Here is a 14,081-nt window from a genome sequence, read left to right on the forward strand (position 1 = left end):
CACTATAGGATAGAGGCACAATGATGCCAATTTAGTGGCGTCAAATAAAATTTTCAACCCGCAAACGATGCTCACCCAATAAAAAGCCCGACACGGTCGCCGGGCTTTACTGTGCAACCTCAACGCGCAAGATCGACAGGATAAACAAATGCTCTCTCACTTTCTCATTCGATGCAATGGCTTTTTGTCACGCGGCGCAACTTTCGATAAGCCCCTCAGCGTCGAGCAGTTCCTGAGCGGCAGTAAGCGCCTCGTTCACCTGGTCATCAAGCGTCTTGCGGATCCCTGAGCGCCAACGGTACCGGGTCGACTCTGGCTTACCATCATTGCCCCAATTGGTGATGTCGTACCAGGCGGCCGGCAGCACCGCGGCGGAGCGCTTGCCTTCGGCGCCGGCTACTTGTGGAATCGCCCAGGTCAATACGGCGCACTCCCGGAAACGTTTCGGCGCAGGCGTGCGCACCGAGTTGAGCAGTTCCAGAATCGCGCCGTGCTTACGCTCCTCATGGGTGGAATACTTCGCCACGAGTGCTCGCCAGTGCGCCGGGGTGAGCGCCTTGTGCAGCCGGCCGAACACCCAGCAGTCCTGGAGAAACGCCGCCTCCTTTCCGATGATCTCCCCCTTTTGCTTGGCACATTGCACCTTCGGTTCAAAGTCGCAGCCGCCGGCGGAAGTGATGGTCTCGGCCGCGAGGGCTCGGACTACTGCTGAAACAACGTTGCGATAGGTCATGCAGCTTCCCCTTTTTTCAACTCTCTGGTCATTGCGCGGTATTTGGCTTTGATCGCCTTGATCTCTTCCACGGTGTACTTGCAGGCTGGGTGCAGGCCTTCCAGCCAAGCGACCTTCTCGGCGCCGATGCGCAACACCAGGCGAATGCGGTACTCCACTGCGTTGCCGGAAAGGTTGCGGTTGCACTTCACACACTGGCGATGGATGTTCAGCGGCTCGAAGCGCAGCTCCGGGCAGGCGCCGACGGATCGGTAGTGCCCGGCGTCCCACCGGCTGCCGGTCATGAGGTCGCCGTCGCTCGGCGTCGAGTCACAGCTGATGCACGGCAGGTGCGCGTCACGCAGACGCACGTACTCGTTCACTACGGTTTGGGCTTCGCGCAGGTGATCCGCCCTGCTCTTAAGCTTCTCCTTGCGGACTTTGATCTCGCGCCGCTCAACTTGAGCCAGAGACTTACGCGCCTTCGCCTGATTTACGTCCTTGATTGCCAGGCCACACTTCGGGCTGCATACGGCCTGTCCGAGGCGCTGCGGCGGAAAGCTGATGCCGCACGCTGGGTTCTTGCATTTCTTCGGTTTGGGTTGCTTGGCGATCATGCAGCCTCCTTGCTGAGTAGATCAGTGAAAACCACACCTTGGCCCGTGAAGTAGGCTGCAATGCGGTCGGTATAAGCGATGCCCTGGGCGCGATTGAACAGGCTGGTCACTGGGAAACCGTCGGGGCCGAACAAATGGCACTCGCCCATCATGGCCAGCTTCGTTTCGTAGGGCAGATGGCGCATGACCCGGTACCACTCGGCCTGAAAGCCGGCATCCTCGTTCAGCAGGATCTGAACGCCGAAGTGCAGCTTGCAGTAGCGCCGGGCGTCAGCGGCGTCACCGATCTGGGTCATTTCGGCGATGCGCTTGTACATCCCGAACCACAACCGATTTTGGTCAAGCGTGCGGTCCTTGCCCGGGCGCAAGGAGACCACCACGAACTTCTTGTCGCGGTACATGGCGCTCAACTTGGTGATAGCCTCAGAGAGCTTGGCCTGGCAGTTCACGCTGATCTTGTCGGTCATGGCGCCGCCCTCTTCGCTTCCAGTTCCTGAGCTTGCTTGATGAGCAGCGCCCTGCGATCCGCCAACTCATTTGCCGCGTCAATCCGCATTTCGGTTTTCCGTTCGGCACTGGCCTTGCGCATTTCCAGCATCGAGTTTTTCACCAGTTCCAACTTCTGCCGAAGCTGGGGCTCTGGCCGTGTGACGGTGCCAGTGAGCAAACCGGCGATGGCGCGACCGTCCTCAGTGATCGGCTCGACGCTAAGGTCCGTCAGGTACTTCTGGGCGTGTTCGCGCGGGATTCTCTTCAGCTCCACTGCCTTAGTCACAGCCTGCACGCGACGGTTTGCGTCGAAGCCCACGGACACGTGCCAGTTGACCGGTTTCGCATCCTCGCGGGCCTGCCCTACGAAACGCTGGTAGGCATCGATGAACGCCATGCGCGCACCGATCTTGTCGCCGCCATCCAAGATGGGCTTCGCAGCAGCCAGGGCCAGCTGGATCTCGTCGGTCAGCACCACTGTTTCAAATTCGTCGTTGGTGGTCATGGCGATGGCCCAGGCCTCGTCCTTGCCCGGGCGCCCGTCGGAGGACTGGACGCGTTGCAGGATGTCAGCCATTGCCAGCTTGCCCTTCACCTCGAAGCGGCAGGCCTTCAATGCGGCTTTGACGACGGGCACCGGATACGCGCAGAGGTCTTCAGCCATCATCGCGGCAGTACCCGGGTTCATTTCCTGGCCCATGGCCTCGGCTGTGGCGCAGATGGCGGCGGCCAATCCGGCAACCTGGTGGTCATTCATTTCAAAGGTATTCATTACGGTCACCTGCTTGGCGTTTGGCCAAAACCATCTGGGCGGCCTGCTCCGCTGCGGAGTGGTTCGCTTCTGTCCGTTCCATCTGCCGGGCGGTCGTGCCGTTGATGCGCTGCCCAGTGACCCACTGGGTGTGGTAGCTCTCGGCGTTGGCCAGCAGCTCGTTGAGACTGTGGCACTTGCGCAGCACAGCGGCGTCACTGGTTTTCAGGAAGTGGGCAGCGACGTGGTGGGCGACATCGGCGCCGAGGCGGTCAACCAGTTGGCCGAGTTGGCCGCCGACCTTGGCATTCCACACTGGCCAGGCGCTGTAGCGTTTGCGGTAAGCCATGGCGTAGTTCGCCCAGACCTTGAAGGTTTTGCAGGTCTGGTCTTTGGGGCCCGGCATGTCGGCGGGGATCTCAACCCGTGGGGCATCGGTGCGATCAACCACCAGCAACAAGCCGCGGGACTGAGCCGGCTTGCCGGTGGCGTCCTGCAAGTCCTGACTGGTGTCCTGATTGGTACCCTGATGATTGGTATCCTGATTTGTCGGAGATTTTTCCGACCCTTGCCCGGATTTTTTTCCGACCTTGCTCGGAGATTTATCCGAGGTAGATCGGATATTTCTCCGACCCTTGTTTTTTGGTGGGGTCGGATATTTTTCCGACCCATCCAGCTTCTGGTTCCACTCGACGGCCTTCTCTGTGAGGCGGAAAAGCGTGATGTTCGAGGTGCTGGAAAGCTCAATCAAACCGGCCTCTTCCAGGGCCTTCAGCATGCGGTAAGCGGTGTCCGGCTTATCAGTGAGCAGCGGCAGCTCCTCGATGATCTTGGCCTTGCTCAGCGCGAAGAAGATCCCGTCATCAGTCTTGATTGGCTTGGTCCAGCTTGGGCAGCCGTAGACGAAGGCGAACAGCAGGGCCTGCTGAGAATTCAGCCCCCACTCCAGCGCCTTCACCTGGTTAATCGTGACGGTGTATTGCATGTCAGGCCTTCCCGACCTTTGCGGCCAATTCAAGGAAGCGATCCACATACCAGTGAGGCTGCGTCTCGCGGGGGCATTGAGGGCTGGTGAGGTTCTTGCCGTAGGCCATGCCCTTCTCGGTCACGGACCAGAAGTCGACCATTTCCTGCCTGGAGTTTTTGCGCTGAAGAACCTTGAGGAAGCCGTGGGCCTCAAGAGCAAGGTTGAAGCCGCGGGCGGTGCTGGCGATGGCGTGATCTTTGATCAGGGCGGTGATTGCCTTGGTAGGCATCGAAGAGCCGCCAGCGGCATCAGGGGCGGCGTCAACGGCGTAGCCTGGAAGGAACTTGGCGTCCAGGCCGTTGTTGGCGGCGATCTTGGCCAGCATCAGCATCTTGCTGGAGTTGGCAGGCTTCAACAGGCGGTCGAAGCATTCCAGAATGGCCAGCTCGCCGACGATCTTGGAGTTGTTCGGGCTCTGGGCGGAAAACGAGCCGGTCTTGCGAATGCTCGGCAGGACCTGGCCCACCACCCACTCTTCGAACTTCTCGGCGGTCGGAAGCTTGGACCTCATTACCAGCCGGTAAAGATCGCGCTCCGGGATAATGGTCATGAAACCACCACCCTGTTTCGGGGTAGTGGACGCAGCCTTGCAGTGACGGGACACGGCATTCTCTGGCTTGGAGTAGCCGAGGGCGTCAGCGACATCGCGCGCGACAAACCACGGATCGCCGAGCTTGTCGGTGATGACCCGAATTGCGGCGCCGTCGAAGTCGAACGGAATTACTGCTGAATTGCGCGCCACGTTTTCAGATTGCGAAAAACGTGGCGCGAGATTGGTAGTGCTATTGATATGTGGCGGCGTTTGCATATAATCGACCTCGCTAAGTTTTATCGAAGAAGCCGACCTCGACCGTCGGCTTTTTTTATTGCCTGTAATTCGGCGCCGAAGCGCCAACCACCTCGCCCTACTCCCCGCATCGCCTCTCTCAAAACCCACTGGATAAAACACCAGCGACCTCAGGTTTCTTACTTCGCAGACCGGCTGGGCCGATACTGGCTACATGGGCAGAAGGGTTTGCCTGTCAGGCGGCTTGGTCTTTCTTTGTCGCCTTGAACTTGCCCTTGGAAAGGACCTGGATCTGGTACTGCCGGGATTCGGGGATCGTTTCCCCCCACATGGTCACGGCGCTTGGGCGGATGCCCAAAGCGAGTGCCAGCTTCGTCTTGCTGCCGAAGAATTCGGCGACTTCATGCGTATTCATTGCGCATCCTCGTTCGAGCCTGTCGCAATTTAAGCATGCTTAAGTTATGGCATCAACGGTGATTTGCACCTACTGCATGCTTAAATTCAGTTAACTTAATATTGAGTCCATGGAAAGACACGAACGTATCGCCCGCGCCATACAGGTCAGCGGTAAAAAGAAAGGGGAAATTGCATCGCTTTGCGGCGTTGCAAATTCGGCCGTCACTCAGTGGATCACCGGCGAGAGCAAAAGCCTCAGGCCGGAGAACCTTTACGCCCTGGCGAAAGCGACTGGCTTTCGGGCTGAGTGGCTAGCCATTGGCGAGGGCAATGAACGGGAGGCTACCGAATCAAATATCTCCCCCGCCGCCCAGCCCACCAAATCATTCCGCTACCCAGTAGTGAGCTGGGTTGCCGCCGGCGCCTGGTCGGAAGCAGTGGAGCCCTACCCGGCTGGAATCTCGGACACCTACGAGTTTTCGGAGTACGACTCCAAAGGTCCGGCGTTCTGGCTGACGGTCAAAGGTGACTCGATGACGGCGCCCGCCGGCCAGAGCATCACTGAGGGCACTCTGATCCTGGTAGACACCGAGGCTGAGGTTGCACCAGGTAAGCTGGTGGTGGCCAAGCTGCCAGACAGCAACGAGGCTACATTCAAGAAGCTGGTCAGCGACGGCGGTCGGCTGTTCCTGAAACCGCTGAATCCGAGCTACCCGATCGAGGCGGTCGACGAGAACTGCCGGATCGTGGGCGTGGTTGTGCAGGCGCTGCAGAAGTTTTATTGAGGGCGAAGCGCCGCGAAAGCATACAGGCTCGCGGCCAGCCAAAACCGGACACGCACAGCGTCGAACATGGAAGAAACCTAATGCCTGAGAGCATTACAGCGATTGAAATCGTCCGGCAGAGTCAACAGGGATATTCGATAAAGCCATTTATTGTGCGGGGAGACGATGGCCATCCATATTTCGTCAAAGGACTCGACAAGGCAGGCGGGTTCGCACTTATTTCAGAGGCAATTGGCGCCGAGCTTGGGAAGGTTCTAGGCCTTCCAATACCTCCTTGGCGGTTAATGCACATTCCACAGGATCTGATTGCGTTCAGCGCAATCCCTAATGTGGGGGATCTCGGCGGGGGTCTGGCGTTCGCCTCGCTCGCAGTAGAAAACGCCTCGGATTTCAATCTCAGTAATATAAACCGGACCCCTTTAGACCTAAGAAGACGAATTCTTCTGTTTGATTTTTGGATTCGGAATGAGGATCGGTGCCTTGGAGATCGTGGCGGCAACGTGAACCTAATATTGGACGCTAGCGGCGACCTAAATGTCATTGACCACAATCTTGCGTTTGACAGAACGTTTGACTCCGATGCATTTATGCAAGGGCACGTTTTTCGAGAATGCAGGTCTTTCTTTAGAGATCTGGTCGTTCGTCAGGACTGTGAGCAAATGCTTAGCGAGGCTATGAAGAACTGGGGTACGATCACCGCCCTTTTGCCTAACGACTGGCTTTATCGAGATCGCGACTACATCGATGAATCAGAGCCGACGCTAGCAGAGAGGTTGGAAATGCTGGAAGTGTTCAAGGAAGAGCGGTTCTGGGGAGCGCTATGAAATACATATGCAACTATTCAATTTTGAGGTTTTTGCCTTACCCTGAAACAGGCGAGTTCGTAAATATTGGTATCGTTCTGATTGCCAATAACGGTGACTTTCGCTTCAAAATTGAGAAAAAAAGGCAGCGAATTACTAATTTCTTTCCCAGCCTCGACGCAAAAATATTCGTCAGAGCTCGCAGGGAAATCGATGTGGAGCTGACACGTCTTAGCGGCTTTCTCACTGTTAATCGCGAAGATGTAGGACTACTCCTCTCCACTTTCAAACATTTGATTCACCCTCGCGAGACGATGATGAGGTTTAGCGATCCTGGCACTATGGCCACAGATAATGCGGACCAAGCTCTCGCGACTCTTTTCGATCATTATGTGAATCATAGCTTTGCAACGAAGGAGTATCAGGAAACATTTTTGGAGCGTCAGCTCGGAAAGCTGCTTGCCGCGTCCAACCTTAAGCAGCGCTACAGCGAGCAAAAACTGGGCAATGCTGATTATCCGGTTAAGTTTCCGTTCGTGCTGATGAGTGGCATTGAACCGGTCCAGGCCTTGAAGCCAATCCACTTGGGACATGACGAGTCGGCCAAGATCATTGAGCATGGCGATGCCTGGATTTCGAAGATCAGACGCCTGAATGCCGCTGGGCAACTCGCAAAAGATACCCTTTTCATTGCCGGACCTCCCGAAGAAGGCAAGCCAAAGCTACTGAGGGCATATCGGGAGATTTCTGAAGAGCTTAAGTCTTTTCCAGGAATACGCGTCACCAGTTCGGAAGAAGGGAAATCGGCATTGCTGGAAAAAATAAAACAAGGCATTCCAGATACGCTCCACTGAAGAGTATGAGCCCGGCCCAGCGCCGGGCTTCTTGTATCTGCCCATTCACACTCGGGCTCCTCTGGTCATCCCAATTTTTGGTGAAACCGCTTAAGCCTGCCCTTCGCCGCTGAAGCCATCACGGCATATCTTGTTACAACCATTCGCCTGTAGGCACCGCCTGTAGAGAACTACAAACTTCTACTCCAGTCCTAATGCTAGGCGTGCTTTAAACCGTGAGCGCCTGCTGACAGCCCATAGAGGTTCAAAAAATGAAAATTACACTGCCTGCCCTATTTTTAGGCGTCCTCATCTCGCAAGGAGCAATGGCTGCCGGAGATGGCACAGCCGGCCTTGGAGGCGGCGTTGGTGGTGCACTTGGCAATATCGTAGGCCAACAGCTCGGCGGCTCAACTGGCGCGGCAGTAGGCGCAGGCGTAGGTGGTGCTGCCGGCAGTGCTGTCGGCGCTCAGAGAGGCAACAGAGCTGAAGCCGCATTAGGTGGCGGTATCGGCTCGGCTGGTGGCTCGCTCATCGGTAATCGCCTCGGCGGCACGACTGGCTCGACGATCGGCGCAGGTCTAGGCGGCGCTGCGGGTGGAGCGCTTGGAAACAACCTGGCGGATGATGAGAGCAATCATCGGTCGGATGGTAAGAAGCACAAAGGCAACAACAAGCATAAACACAAGAACAAGCATCGTTAGTTTCTGACGCGGTTACATCGAGCCCGGCCCTGCGTCGGGCTTCTTGTTTCTGGCGAGCCACTACCCTGCTATGGTGGCGCCCTTAGATCGCAATGGAAGCAATGAAGCATGGAGTTATGTAAGACACTGGCGATAGCCCTACTGGCATCGGTCAGCACGCAGGCCGTATCAGGTGATGGCGCCAACCCTATCGCTGCCGCGATATTTCTCACAATCTCCGCGCCAACCATTTTAATTGGGGCGACCACATCTCTCACGACCGAGCCGCCAAAGATTTTCAAGTCGGCCAAGACCGACGCTTTAGCATTCATCGGTTCAGGCGGCGAGATTCGCGGTGCGGAGTTTGAGCAGGCCTCCCGGTATTATCGTTCGGCATACACATCGCCTCATATGTCCGACATGCAGCTGGCGCAGGCGATAGCGACCTCGCTCTGATGTCGACCTAAAGATGCCCGCAGTGACGGCCTTCTGGCTTCCCCCCCGCTGGAACCCGATCGCGCTCTACTTTAAACGCAATGGAAGCAACGAAGAATGGATTCATGGAAGATTATGACGGTAGCCCTACTGGTATCGATCAACGCTCATGCCTCTGAGGGGTCGGATGACTCCTATAACAACTCGATGTTGTCTGTACTGATGGCTCCAACCTACACCGTTGCAGGCACTACCGGGCTCACAATGCTAGCCACAAATAACTTCAAGCCTGCAAAGGCTGACGCGCTCGCATTTATTGGCTCCGACGGCGATATTCGCGGCGCCCAATTTGAACAGGCGGTGCGCTTCTACCGTACGACTTATGCGCCACCGCTGATGAATGATCAGCAGCTCGCACAGGCAATCGTAACTAGGTTTTGAGGTAAGGTTGGGCACCTTCGTCATAGCCCCACACTGAATCAAAAGAACAGCCACTATCCAAAGCAAATGCCGCGCGATATCAAATAGCCATCTTCTAGTTTTCACGGAGAGCTGCGATGAAGGTCTTTGGATTAGTACTGCTTGCACCAACCTGCTTGGTCAGCTACTTCATCAGCAGCGGCGACAATGGAGTCGCGATTGCAGCTGATCTCATGTTCTACGTTACCGCCATAGCTCTTTACCTATTCCCCTCAATTTATGCCGCTGCGGTCGAACCAATTCCGCCCCGCCGAATTTTTTTAATCAATCTGCTGACCGGATGGACATTAATCGGATGGTGCGTGGCCTACTACTTAGCGCTGCGGGGTCTGGGCGGGCAGCAAGTCGAAGAAGAGATTTCCAATCGGGGGTGAGTGCGAGTCTCGAGGCGTAGTCGTCAAGAGACAACCCCTTCAGAGAGCCGACGTGAACCCGCCAATGGTGGCTGTACGCTACGAATGGTAAAGTGCTCGCTCAATTATGGGAGGGATTCCATGCGTTTCCACGCACCAATCGCGGCGCTTTTCTTTGCCATTTCGCTTTCGGCCAATGCCGGTTTATTCAAGGACGAGACAGACCGATTCACCGGCAACAGGTCCGCCTCTTGGGACGCCTTGCCTTCAAAGCCTGAAGACTTCTCATTTTCTACGTATGCCTTGTATTTAAAAGGCTCACCAGCGCCTGGTTACTACAGAGTCCAACTCATGACTTGGAGCGACCGAGGGCAATTCAGAGACTGTCACCATACTAATTGGCTTGTTGATGGCGCTCGAGACCCATATCTAGAGTTTGAATATTCTTCGGTTAGCGCTGGATCGGCCGTCATGGAACGATTTGACAAGCGGGTTGATCGCGCCAATCTTGAAAGGCTAGCTTCTGCGAAACTCATAGAATTTCAGGTCTGCGGTATAGAGGGAAAAATTTCTGAAAGTGACATGGGCGGCATGCGCAAGGTTCTCGACGCGACAAAGTAAGATCAAACCTTTCAACGATAGCCCGCCCAGTGCGGGCTTTTTCATGCCTGTCGAAAAACACCCTCCAGAAAATATGCATTTATGCATGAAACTTCTTGCCGCCCTCTTGCCAAGATATGCCAGCACCAATACTGTGTATACATACAGTATTCGCAAGGAGCGACGCATGATCCAGGCACCCTACCCCACATCCAAACCGAGAAATTCCTACGAACTTGTTGGCCGCCGCCTGCAAGGCTTGATCGCCTCTCCCCGGGTACAGCGGATTCAATTGGTCGAGGTTTCCAGACGCGACGACGAAAGCCCTGAAGCCTGGCGCCAGGTCATCCAAGACATCGGCGACACCGCCGGCATTAGCGTCGAGCATTTGGATGACGGTGCCGTCAGGATCGGCTGGCGCGAGTACTGCGACGCATAAAGGAGCCCGCCAATGAGCGGGCTTTTTATCGCCCAAAAATTTCAGCAATCTGAATTTATTTATTCAGCATACTTGACACATTAATTTCAGCTTGCTTAAATTTATCTCAAGCCAGCAGCGAACACCGCCGGCCAGCAGCGAAAGCTGCGCCGCTCTTTAACAACCCAAGACCTTCGCAGATCGATCCCCGGTAACGGGCACAGCGCGAACAATAAATTCGATCTCCATGCCAGCTCTGGAACTGGCCGTACTCCCACATGCGAGTACGCGAAACCACGCAAGCCGGTCGGCGAAGAACACCGTCCACGAAATGTGTGACGCCGGCCAGAGATATGAATCGGGCGATGCGCGTGGTGGAGAGACGGACATTTTCACTTCTGCACCTGGTGACGGGTGCAGCGGGAAAACAACCGGAGAGTAGTGATGATCAAAAAGGTAGGGAGGAAAACGACGGTGACGGCGATAGCAATTCGGATGCATCCAAAGCTAAGACATCTTCTGGATGTGGTGGGTCGTAAGCAGCGCCGGTCAATGACTGCCGTGATCGAGGCCGCCATCGAAGCATTCGCAAGTTCTACGGAGCGTGATATCGCGGAGTCGACTTGGTCCACCGATGAAAACGAGCGCGCCTTGAACCTCTATTTAACGGCGCCGGACCTTTGCTCATTCGATGAAGAAGTCGATGCCAAAGCAGCCCTGGCTGCGCGCAGCAAGTAATCGGAAATTTTCACTTTTGCCACCGCATCGGTGGCAACGGGAAAACAACCGGGAGTCACGACGATGGAAGCAACAATCATCAACGGCGGATGGAAAGGCCACCTCGGACGTGGCCTTGCGCCGCGAGAACTTCAGTTTCTGCTTTGGATTGCCCAGGGCTTCACCTCGAAAGAGATCGCCCGGGAAGCGGGCATCGAGTACGGCAGCGTCAAGAAGCGCCTGACCAATGCGATGTTCAAGCTGGGCGTTACGAAGCGCACTGCTTTGGTGGCTGAGGCCATGAAGCGCCAGATCATCACCCCGGTGTGCTTTGTGCTGGCGGCGCTGATCGCCATGCACTCGATGATCAGTGACGACTCGCTGCGCCGTGATCGCCGGGCGCCGGAACGGCGAATGGCTCAGGTTCGGATGGTGCGCCGGGCTGAGTGCGCAGAACTGGCTGTGTGAACACCAATATCGATGAGCCTCTTCATCTGGGTATGGCTTCTCCAATATCGATGTTTTTGCTTCCGCACTTACAGACTGGCACGAGTGCCTCGGAGCGTTTCCGATGGTACTCGTAGTCATTTGCGGGAGTGGTGTCAAAGCCCTCCCACCACTCTTCGGTGCGCCCCCAGTCATCTGAGCTCCTGACCTGAACACCCTCATGACCACAAGCACTGCAAGTTGCTTTGTACCTGCTTTCATCCCCGCTCATTTCGTTCTCCTCGGCCTCGAACAACTGGTTCAAATATAGCAGTGCGATAAGCCTTCACCCTTATCCCCCACCTCTATTACGTCAGCACTCCTCCCCCGCGCCCATCGGCAACCAGCGGGAGGCATGAGTGTTGACGAATACAGGTGAACAACCCGCCACCCTGGAGGCGACCATGAACGCAGCATTGAAGATATGCCAGGAGCGTTACGACGCTCAGTTGCCTCCAGAGGTAAGCGAGGCGAGCGCGGAGCAGGAGTGGCTGGAACACTCGGCGGAACAGTTGGTGTGCGGCATGGACATCAAGTGGAAGCGCCGCTACGGCCAGCCGCAGGTGGTGACGTTTGATCGGTTCTGCACCTACCTGCAAGGCGTCCTAAATCAGCGCCAGATTGATGGCCTGGACCAGCGCGACTCATTCGCCCGCCTCTTCCTGTCGTCGATCCTGGGCAGCCAGGCAGATTCACGCGGTCACGCCGCTGACTTGATCGGCCAGCCCCGCCCCATCGAAGCCGCCGAGAAGGTCGCCGTAGACCTGCTCAGGCCTTACGCCGCCGACGCTGTGGCAGCAGAACGGGAAGAGGCAGAAGACGACGTGGATGCCGACCTATGAGCCCGCACATCCTGATCGATGAGGCACTTGAAGCGCTTGAGCATCCCAGCAGCGAGCCCGGCGCCCAGGCGGTGGTGGTGCGGATGATCACCAACATGCTCACCGGCGACGCAATCACCGTCGAAGAATTCAACCACTACTGCCAGCGCCTGCTGAAAATCACCAGGCACCGCAAGGAGGCTGCATGAGCACTGCACCGGTTAAATCACTGATCGACGAGCAACTCGACGAAGTTGAGTCGAAGCTGATCATGCTGGGCTTCGGCCTTCCCTTCAATGAAGTGATCGGCCAGCCGCGTGAGCGTGCCGTGGCCACCTTGCCGAAGCGCCTGGCGGCATCCATGAAGGGCGGGCGGATCGCGGTGAGGGTTCGGCCGTGACCACACACCAACGCACCCGTCGCCTCCTCATCTGGCGCGGCTCTTTCTCTGCCCTCTCCGTCTGCACCTTCCTGATGTTGCTCAGCGCCCTCGCTGATCGGATCACCTCCTAAACACCTACAGCGCCCCTCTCCGGTGGCGCGGAGAGCAACCATGTCCGAACAGAACATGCATATTTGGAACAAGGTCGATAAGACCGACACCAGGTTCACCAAGAAAGCCAAGGTCAACGGCCAGGACATCACCAGCTTGAGCGGTACCGCGATGGCCATGAAGGCGACCGAGTTGTTTGGTCCGGTCGGCATCGGCTGGGGCTGGAGGATTGTCGAAGAACGCTTCGATGAGGGTCACGAAATCTTCATCGGTGAAGGCGACAAGCGTGCATGCATAGGTCGCGAGATTGGTCACACAGTCAAAATCGCCCTCTGGTTTATGCAGGACAGCCAGCGCGGCGAGATTGAGCAATACGGCTGCACTCGGTACCAGTACAAAACTACCTACGGCATGACCACTGACGGCGAAGCGCCAAAAAAATCGCTTACGGACGCCATCAAGAAATCGCTTTCGATGCTTGGGTTCAGCGCCGACGTGTTCCTCGGGCTATTCGATGACGACGCGTACGTCACTCAGCTCAAAGAAGAGGAAGCGATCGCAAACGCCGACGACAAGGACGCAGAAATCCTTCGGCAGAAGCAGGAGCGCGTGGATTGGCTCGCCTCAGCAGTTGAGACCATCGGCAAGGCCGTCACTACGTACGAACTGAAAACCTTGAACGTGAAATACATCCGCGAAGCTACTCGCCGCAATGAACCAGCGTTCATCGCCCGCATCACTCGTGCATTCGAAGAGCGCAAAGACAGCCTTGAGAAAGGCAAGGAGGCAGCAGCATGACTCAACTTTACGCACTCACCGGCAAACTCGCCGAACTCCAGGCCATGGCCGACACCGATGATGAAGGCTTGAAAGAGGCCCTGCAGCATGCCATGGACGAGGTTCAAGGCGACTTCAATATCAAGGCAGACAACATCGTCATGCTGCGCCGCAATATCGAGAGCGATGTGACGGCCATCGAAAACGAGATTGAGCGCCTGGCCGAGTTGAAGCGCATCAAATCCAACAGCGTGTCAGAGATCAGCGACTACCTGCGCCGCAATATGGAAGCCGCCAACATCAAGTCAATCAAACGGCCGCTCTTCACAATCACACTGGCTATGGGCAGCGAGAAGGTGATCGTGGACAACGAAGATGCGGTACCGGACGAGCTGACCAACGTTAAATCGAGCATCACCCCAGACAAAAAGGCCATCGCCGCCAAGCTCAAGGAGATCCGAGAGCATAACGAGGCGGTCCGCAAGCGCATGGCCGCCGGTGAGGATGCTGAACACGAACTTTTACCAGAACCTACCTGGGCTCACTTGGAGCGCGGCGATAGTTCGATCCGCATCAAGTGAGATCGCCATGATCAGCAATCACCAGACCATCGTAGAG

The 14,081-nt window shown here is 56.4% G+C and carries 23 protein-coding genes; 16 read left to right on the forward strand and 7 right to left on the reverse strand.

Features of this window, described 5'->3' with window-relative positions:
- Positions 1 to 187: 187 nt before the first annotated feature.
- The 7 genes from CXQ82_RS16450 to CXQ82_RS16480 form a co-directional block, all read right to left on the reverse strand.
- A complete protein-coding gene (locus tag CXQ82_RS16450; RefSeq protein WP_101270790.1) occupies positions 188 to 733 on the reverse strand; it encodes a hypothetical protein in 546 nt (181 codons plus the stop codon).
- Positions 730 to 1,329: a recombination protein NinG gene (locus CXQ82_RS16455; RefSeq protein WP_101270792.1), complete on the reverse strand. Its 600-nt coding sequence runs from the start codon at positions 1,327 to 1,329 to the stop codon at positions 730 to 732. Before CXQ82_RS16455 ends, CXQ82_RS16450 begins: the two co-directional genes overlap by 4 nt.
- Positions 1,326 to 1,796 carry a hypothetical protein gene (locus CXQ82_RS16460; RefSeq protein ID WP_101270794.1) on the reverse strand — a complete coding sequence of 157 codons (471 nt, stop codon included), beginning with the start codon at positions 1,794 to 1,796 and terminating at the stop codon, positions 1,326 to 1,328. Before CXQ82_RS16460 ends, CXQ82_RS16455 begins: the two co-directional genes overlap by 4 nt.
- Complete coding sequence (locus CXQ82_RS16465; protein ID WP_101270796.1) at positions 1,793 to 2,590, reverse strand: hypothetical protein; 798 nt, start codon at positions 2,588 to 2,590, stop codon at positions 1,793 to 1,795. Before CXQ82_RS16465 ends, CXQ82_RS16460 begins: the two co-directional genes overlap by 4 nt.
- Entirely contained in the window at positions 2,577 to 3,554 is a 978-nt protein-coding gene (locus CXQ82_RS16470; RefSeq protein WP_101270798.1) for a phage replication protein, read from the reverse strand. The genes CXQ82_RS16465 and CXQ82_RS16470 overlap by 14 nt, the downstream gene beginning before the upstream one ends.
- Before the next feature lies 1 nt (position 3,555).
- A complete protein-coding gene (locus tag CXQ82_RS16475) occupies positions 3,556 to 4,404 on the reverse strand; it encodes a BRO family protein (protein WP_101270801.1) in 849 nt (282 codons plus the stop codon).
- 214 nt (positions 4,405 to 4,618) lie between these two features.
- Positions 4,619 to 4,798, reverse strand: a complete 180-nt coding sequence (locus CXQ82_RS16480; protein WP_017255748.1) for a Cro/CI family transcriptional regulator — start codon at positions 4,796 to 4,798, stop codon at positions 4,619 to 4,621.
- 109 nt (positions 4,799 to 4,907) lie between these two features.
- Between CXQ82_RS16480 and CXQ82_RS16485 the strand changes: the two genes are divergently transcribed.
- From CXQ82_RS16485 to CXQ82_RS16555, 16 genes are all read left to right on the forward strand, one after another.
- Positions 4,908 to 5,564, forward strand: a complete 657-nt coding sequence (locus tag CXQ82_RS16485) for a LexA family transcriptional regulator (protein WP_101270803.1) — start codon at positions 4,908 to 4,910, stop codon at positions 5,562 to 5,564.
- An 80-nt stretch (positions 5,565 to 5,644) separates the two neighbouring features.
- Positions 5,645 to 6,388 carry a HipA family kinase gene (locus CXQ82_RS16490; protein WP_101270805.1) on the forward strand — a complete coding sequence of 248 codons (744 nt, stop codon included), beginning with the start codon at positions 5,645 to 5,647 and terminating at the stop codon, positions 6,386 to 6,388.
- Positions 6,385 to 7,221, forward strand: coding sequence for a DUF3037 domain-containing protein (locus CXQ82_RS16495; RefSeq protein WP_101270807.1), 837 nt, complete (start codon positions 6,385 to 6,387; stop codon positions 7,219 to 7,221). Before CXQ82_RS16490 ends, CXQ82_RS16495 begins: the two co-directional genes overlap by 4 nt.
- A 251-nt stretch (positions 7,222 to 7,472) precedes the next feature.
- A complete protein-coding gene (locus CXQ82_RS16500) occupies positions 7,473 to 7,904 on the forward strand; it encodes a hypothetical protein (RefSeq protein WP_081327091.1) in 432 nt (143 codons plus the stop codon).
- A gap of 108 nt (positions 7,905 to 8,012) precedes the next feature.
- Positions 8,013 to 8,339, forward strand: coding sequence for a DUF2388 domain-containing protein (locus tag CXQ82_RS16505; RefSeq protein WP_101270809.1), 327 nt, complete (start codon positions 8,013 to 8,015; stop codon positions 8,337 to 8,339).
- A 96-nt stretch (positions 8,340 to 8,435) separates the two neighbouring features.
- Positions 8,436 to 8,759: a DUF2388 domain-containing protein gene (locus CXQ82_RS16510; RefSeq protein WP_101270811.1), complete on the forward strand. Its 324-nt coding sequence runs from the start codon at positions 8,436 to 8,438 to the stop codon at positions 8,757 to 8,759.
- A gap of 116 nt (positions 8,760 to 8,875) precedes the next feature.
- Positions 8,876 to 9,172: a superinfection immunity protein gene (locus tag CXQ82_RS16515; RefSeq protein ID WP_101270813.1), complete on the forward strand. Its 297-nt coding sequence runs from the start codon at positions 8,876 to 8,878 to the stop codon at positions 9,170 to 9,172.
- A 120-nt stretch (positions 9,173 to 9,292) separates the two neighbouring features.
- Positions 9,293 to 9,772: a hypothetical protein gene (locus CXQ82_RS31280; protein ID WP_145980351.1), complete on the forward strand. Its 480-nt coding sequence runs from the start codon at positions 9,293 to 9,295 to the stop codon at positions 9,770 to 9,772.
- A gap of 166 nt (positions 9,773 to 9,938) precedes the next feature.
- Complete coding sequence (locus CXQ82_RS16520; protein WP_101270816.1) at positions 9,939 to 10,190, forward strand: DUF1654 domain-containing protein; 252 nt, start codon at positions 9,939 to 9,941, stop codon at positions 10,188 to 10,190.
- A gap of 423 nt (positions 10,191 to 10,613) precedes the next feature.
- On the forward strand, positions 10,614 to 10,907 hold the full coding sequence (locus tag CXQ82_RS16525; protein ID WP_101270818.1) for a hypothetical protein: 294 nt from the start codon (positions 10,614 to 10,616) through the stop codon (positions 10,905 to 10,907).
- A gap of 63 nt (positions 10,908 to 10,970) precedes the next feature.
- Positions 10,971 to 11,354 carry a response regulator transcription factor gene (locus tag CXQ82_RS16530; RefSeq protein ID WP_101270820.1) on the forward strand — a complete coding sequence of 128 codons (384 nt, stop codon included), beginning with the start codon at positions 10,971 to 10,973 and terminating at the stop codon, positions 11,352 to 11,354.
- Between the two features lie 422 nt (positions 11,355 to 11,776).
- On the forward strand, positions 11,777 to 12,214 hold the full coding sequence (locus CXQ82_RS16535; protein ID WP_101270822.1) for a hypothetical protein: 438 nt from the start codon (positions 11,777 to 11,779) through the stop codon (positions 12,212 to 12,214).
- Positions 12,211 to 12,402: a hypothetical protein gene (locus CXQ82_RS16540; RefSeq protein ID WP_003218303.1), complete on the forward strand. Its 192-nt coding sequence runs from the start codon at positions 12,211 to 12,213 to the stop codon at positions 12,400 to 12,402. The genes CXQ82_RS16535 and CXQ82_RS16540 overlap by 4 nt, the downstream gene beginning before the upstream one ends.
- Positions 12,399 to 12,593, forward strand: coding sequence for a hypothetical protein (locus tag CXQ82_RS16545; RefSeq protein ID WP_101270824.1), 195 nt, complete (start codon positions 12,399 to 12,401; stop codon positions 12,591 to 12,593). Before CXQ82_RS16540 ends, CXQ82_RS16545 begins: the two co-directional genes overlap by 4 nt.
- Positions 12,594 to 12,746: 153 nt before the next feature.
- On the forward strand, positions 12,747 to 13,484 hold the full coding sequence (locus CXQ82_RS16550; RefSeq protein WP_101270826.1) for a hypothetical protein: 738 nt from the start codon (positions 12,747 to 12,749) through the stop codon (positions 13,482 to 13,484).
- Positions 13,481 to 14,044, forward strand: a complete 564-nt coding sequence (locus CXQ82_RS16555; protein WP_101270828.1) for a siphovirus Gp157 family protein — start codon at positions 13,481 to 13,483, stop codon at positions 14,042 to 14,044. The genes CXQ82_RS16550 and CXQ82_RS16555 overlap by 4 nt, the downstream gene beginning before the upstream one ends.
- Positions 14,045 to 14,081: the final 37 nt, after the last annotated feature.

The organism is Pseudomonas sp. S09G 359, assembly GCF_002843605.1.
GTDB lineage: Bacteria > Pseudomonadota > Gammaproteobacteria > Pseudomonadales > Pseudomonadaceae > Aquipseudomonas.

Coding starts and splice junctions, on each gene's coding strand:
- CXQ82_RS16450 (WP_101270790.1), bottom strand. CDS start 733: ATGACCTATCGCAACGTTGTTTCAGCAGTAGTCCGAGCCCTCGCGGCC.
- CXQ82_RS16455 (WP_101270792.1), bottom strand. CDS start 1,329: ATGATCGCCAAGCAACCCAAACCGAAGAAATGCAAGAACCCAGCGTGC.
- CXQ82_RS16460 (WP_101270794.1), bottom strand. CDS start 1,796: ATGACCGACAAGATCAGCGTGAACTGCCAGGCCAAGCTCTCTGAGGCT.
- CXQ82_RS16465 (WP_101270796.1), bottom strand. CDS start 2,590: ATGAATACCTTTGAAATGAATGACCACCAGGTTGCCGGATTGGCCGCC.
- CXQ82_RS16470 (WP_101270798.1), bottom strand. CDS start 3,554: ATGCAATACACCGTCACGATTAACCAGGTGAAGGCGCTGGAGTGGGGG.
- CXQ82_RS16475 (WP_101270801.1), bottom strand. CDS start 4,404: ATGCAAACGCCGCCACATATCAATAGCACTACCAATCTCGCGCCACGT.
- CXQ82_RS16480 (WP_017255748.1), bottom strand. CDS start 4,798: ATGAATACGCATGAAGTCGCCGAATTCTTCGGCAGCAAGACGAAGCTG.
- CXQ82_RS16485 (WP_101270803.1), top strand. CDS start 4,908: ATGGAAAGACACGAACGTATCGCCCGCGCCATACAGGTCAGCGGTAAA.
- CXQ82_RS16490 (WP_101270805.1), top strand. CDS start 5,645: ATGCCTGAGAGCATTACAGCGATTGAAATCGTCCGGCAGAGTCAACAG.
- CXQ82_RS16495 (WP_101270807.1), top strand. CDS start 6,385: ATGAAATACATATGCAACTATTCAATTTTGAGGTTTTTGCCTTACCCT.
- CXQ82_RS16500 (WP_081327091.1), top strand. CDS start 7,473: ATGAAAATTACACTGCCTGCCCTATTTTTAGGCGTCCTCATCTCGCAA.
- CXQ82_RS16505 (WP_101270809.1), top strand. CDS start 8,013: ATGGAGTTATGTAAGACACTGGCGATAGCCCTACTGGCATCGGTCAGC.
- CXQ82_RS16510 (WP_101270811.1), top strand. CDS start 8,436: ATGGATTCATGGAAGATTATGACGGTAGCCCTACTGGTATCGATCAAC.
- CXQ82_RS16515 (WP_101270813.1), top strand. CDS start 8,876: ATGAAGGTCTTTGGATTAGTACTGCTTGCACCAACCTGCTTGGTCAGC.
- CXQ82_RS31280 (WP_145980351.1), top strand. CDS start 9,293: ATGCGTTTCCACGCACCAATCGCGGCGCTTTTCTTTGCCATTTCGCTT.
- CXQ82_RS16520 (WP_101270816.1), top strand. CDS start 9,939: ATGATCCAGGCACCCTACCCCACATCCAAACCGAGAAATTCCTACGAA.
- CXQ82_RS16525 (WP_101270818.1), top strand. CDS start 10,614: ATGATCAAAAAGGTAGGGAGGAAAACGACGGTGACGGCGATAGCAATT.
- CXQ82_RS16530 (WP_101270820.1), top strand. CDS start 10,971: ATGGAAGCAACAATCATCAACGGCGGATGGAAAGGCCACCTCGGACGT.
- CXQ82_RS16535 (WP_101270822.1), top strand. CDS start 11,777: ATGAACGCAGCATTGAAGATATGCCAGGAGCGTTACGACGCTCAGTTG.
- CXQ82_RS16540 (WP_003218303.1), top strand. CDS start 12,211: ATGAGCCCGCACATCCTGATCGATGAGGCACTTGAAGCGCTTGAGCAT.
- CXQ82_RS16545 (WP_101270824.1), top strand. CDS start 12,399: ATGAGCACTGCACCGGTTAAATCACTGATCGACGAGCAACTCGACGAA.
- CXQ82_RS16550 (WP_101270826.1), top strand. CDS start 12,747: ATGTCCGAACAGAACATGCATATTTGGAACAAGGTCGATAAGACCGAC.
- CXQ82_RS16555 (WP_101270828.1), top strand. CDS start 13,481: ATGACTCAACTTTACGCACTCACCGGCAAACTCGCCGAACTCCAGGCC.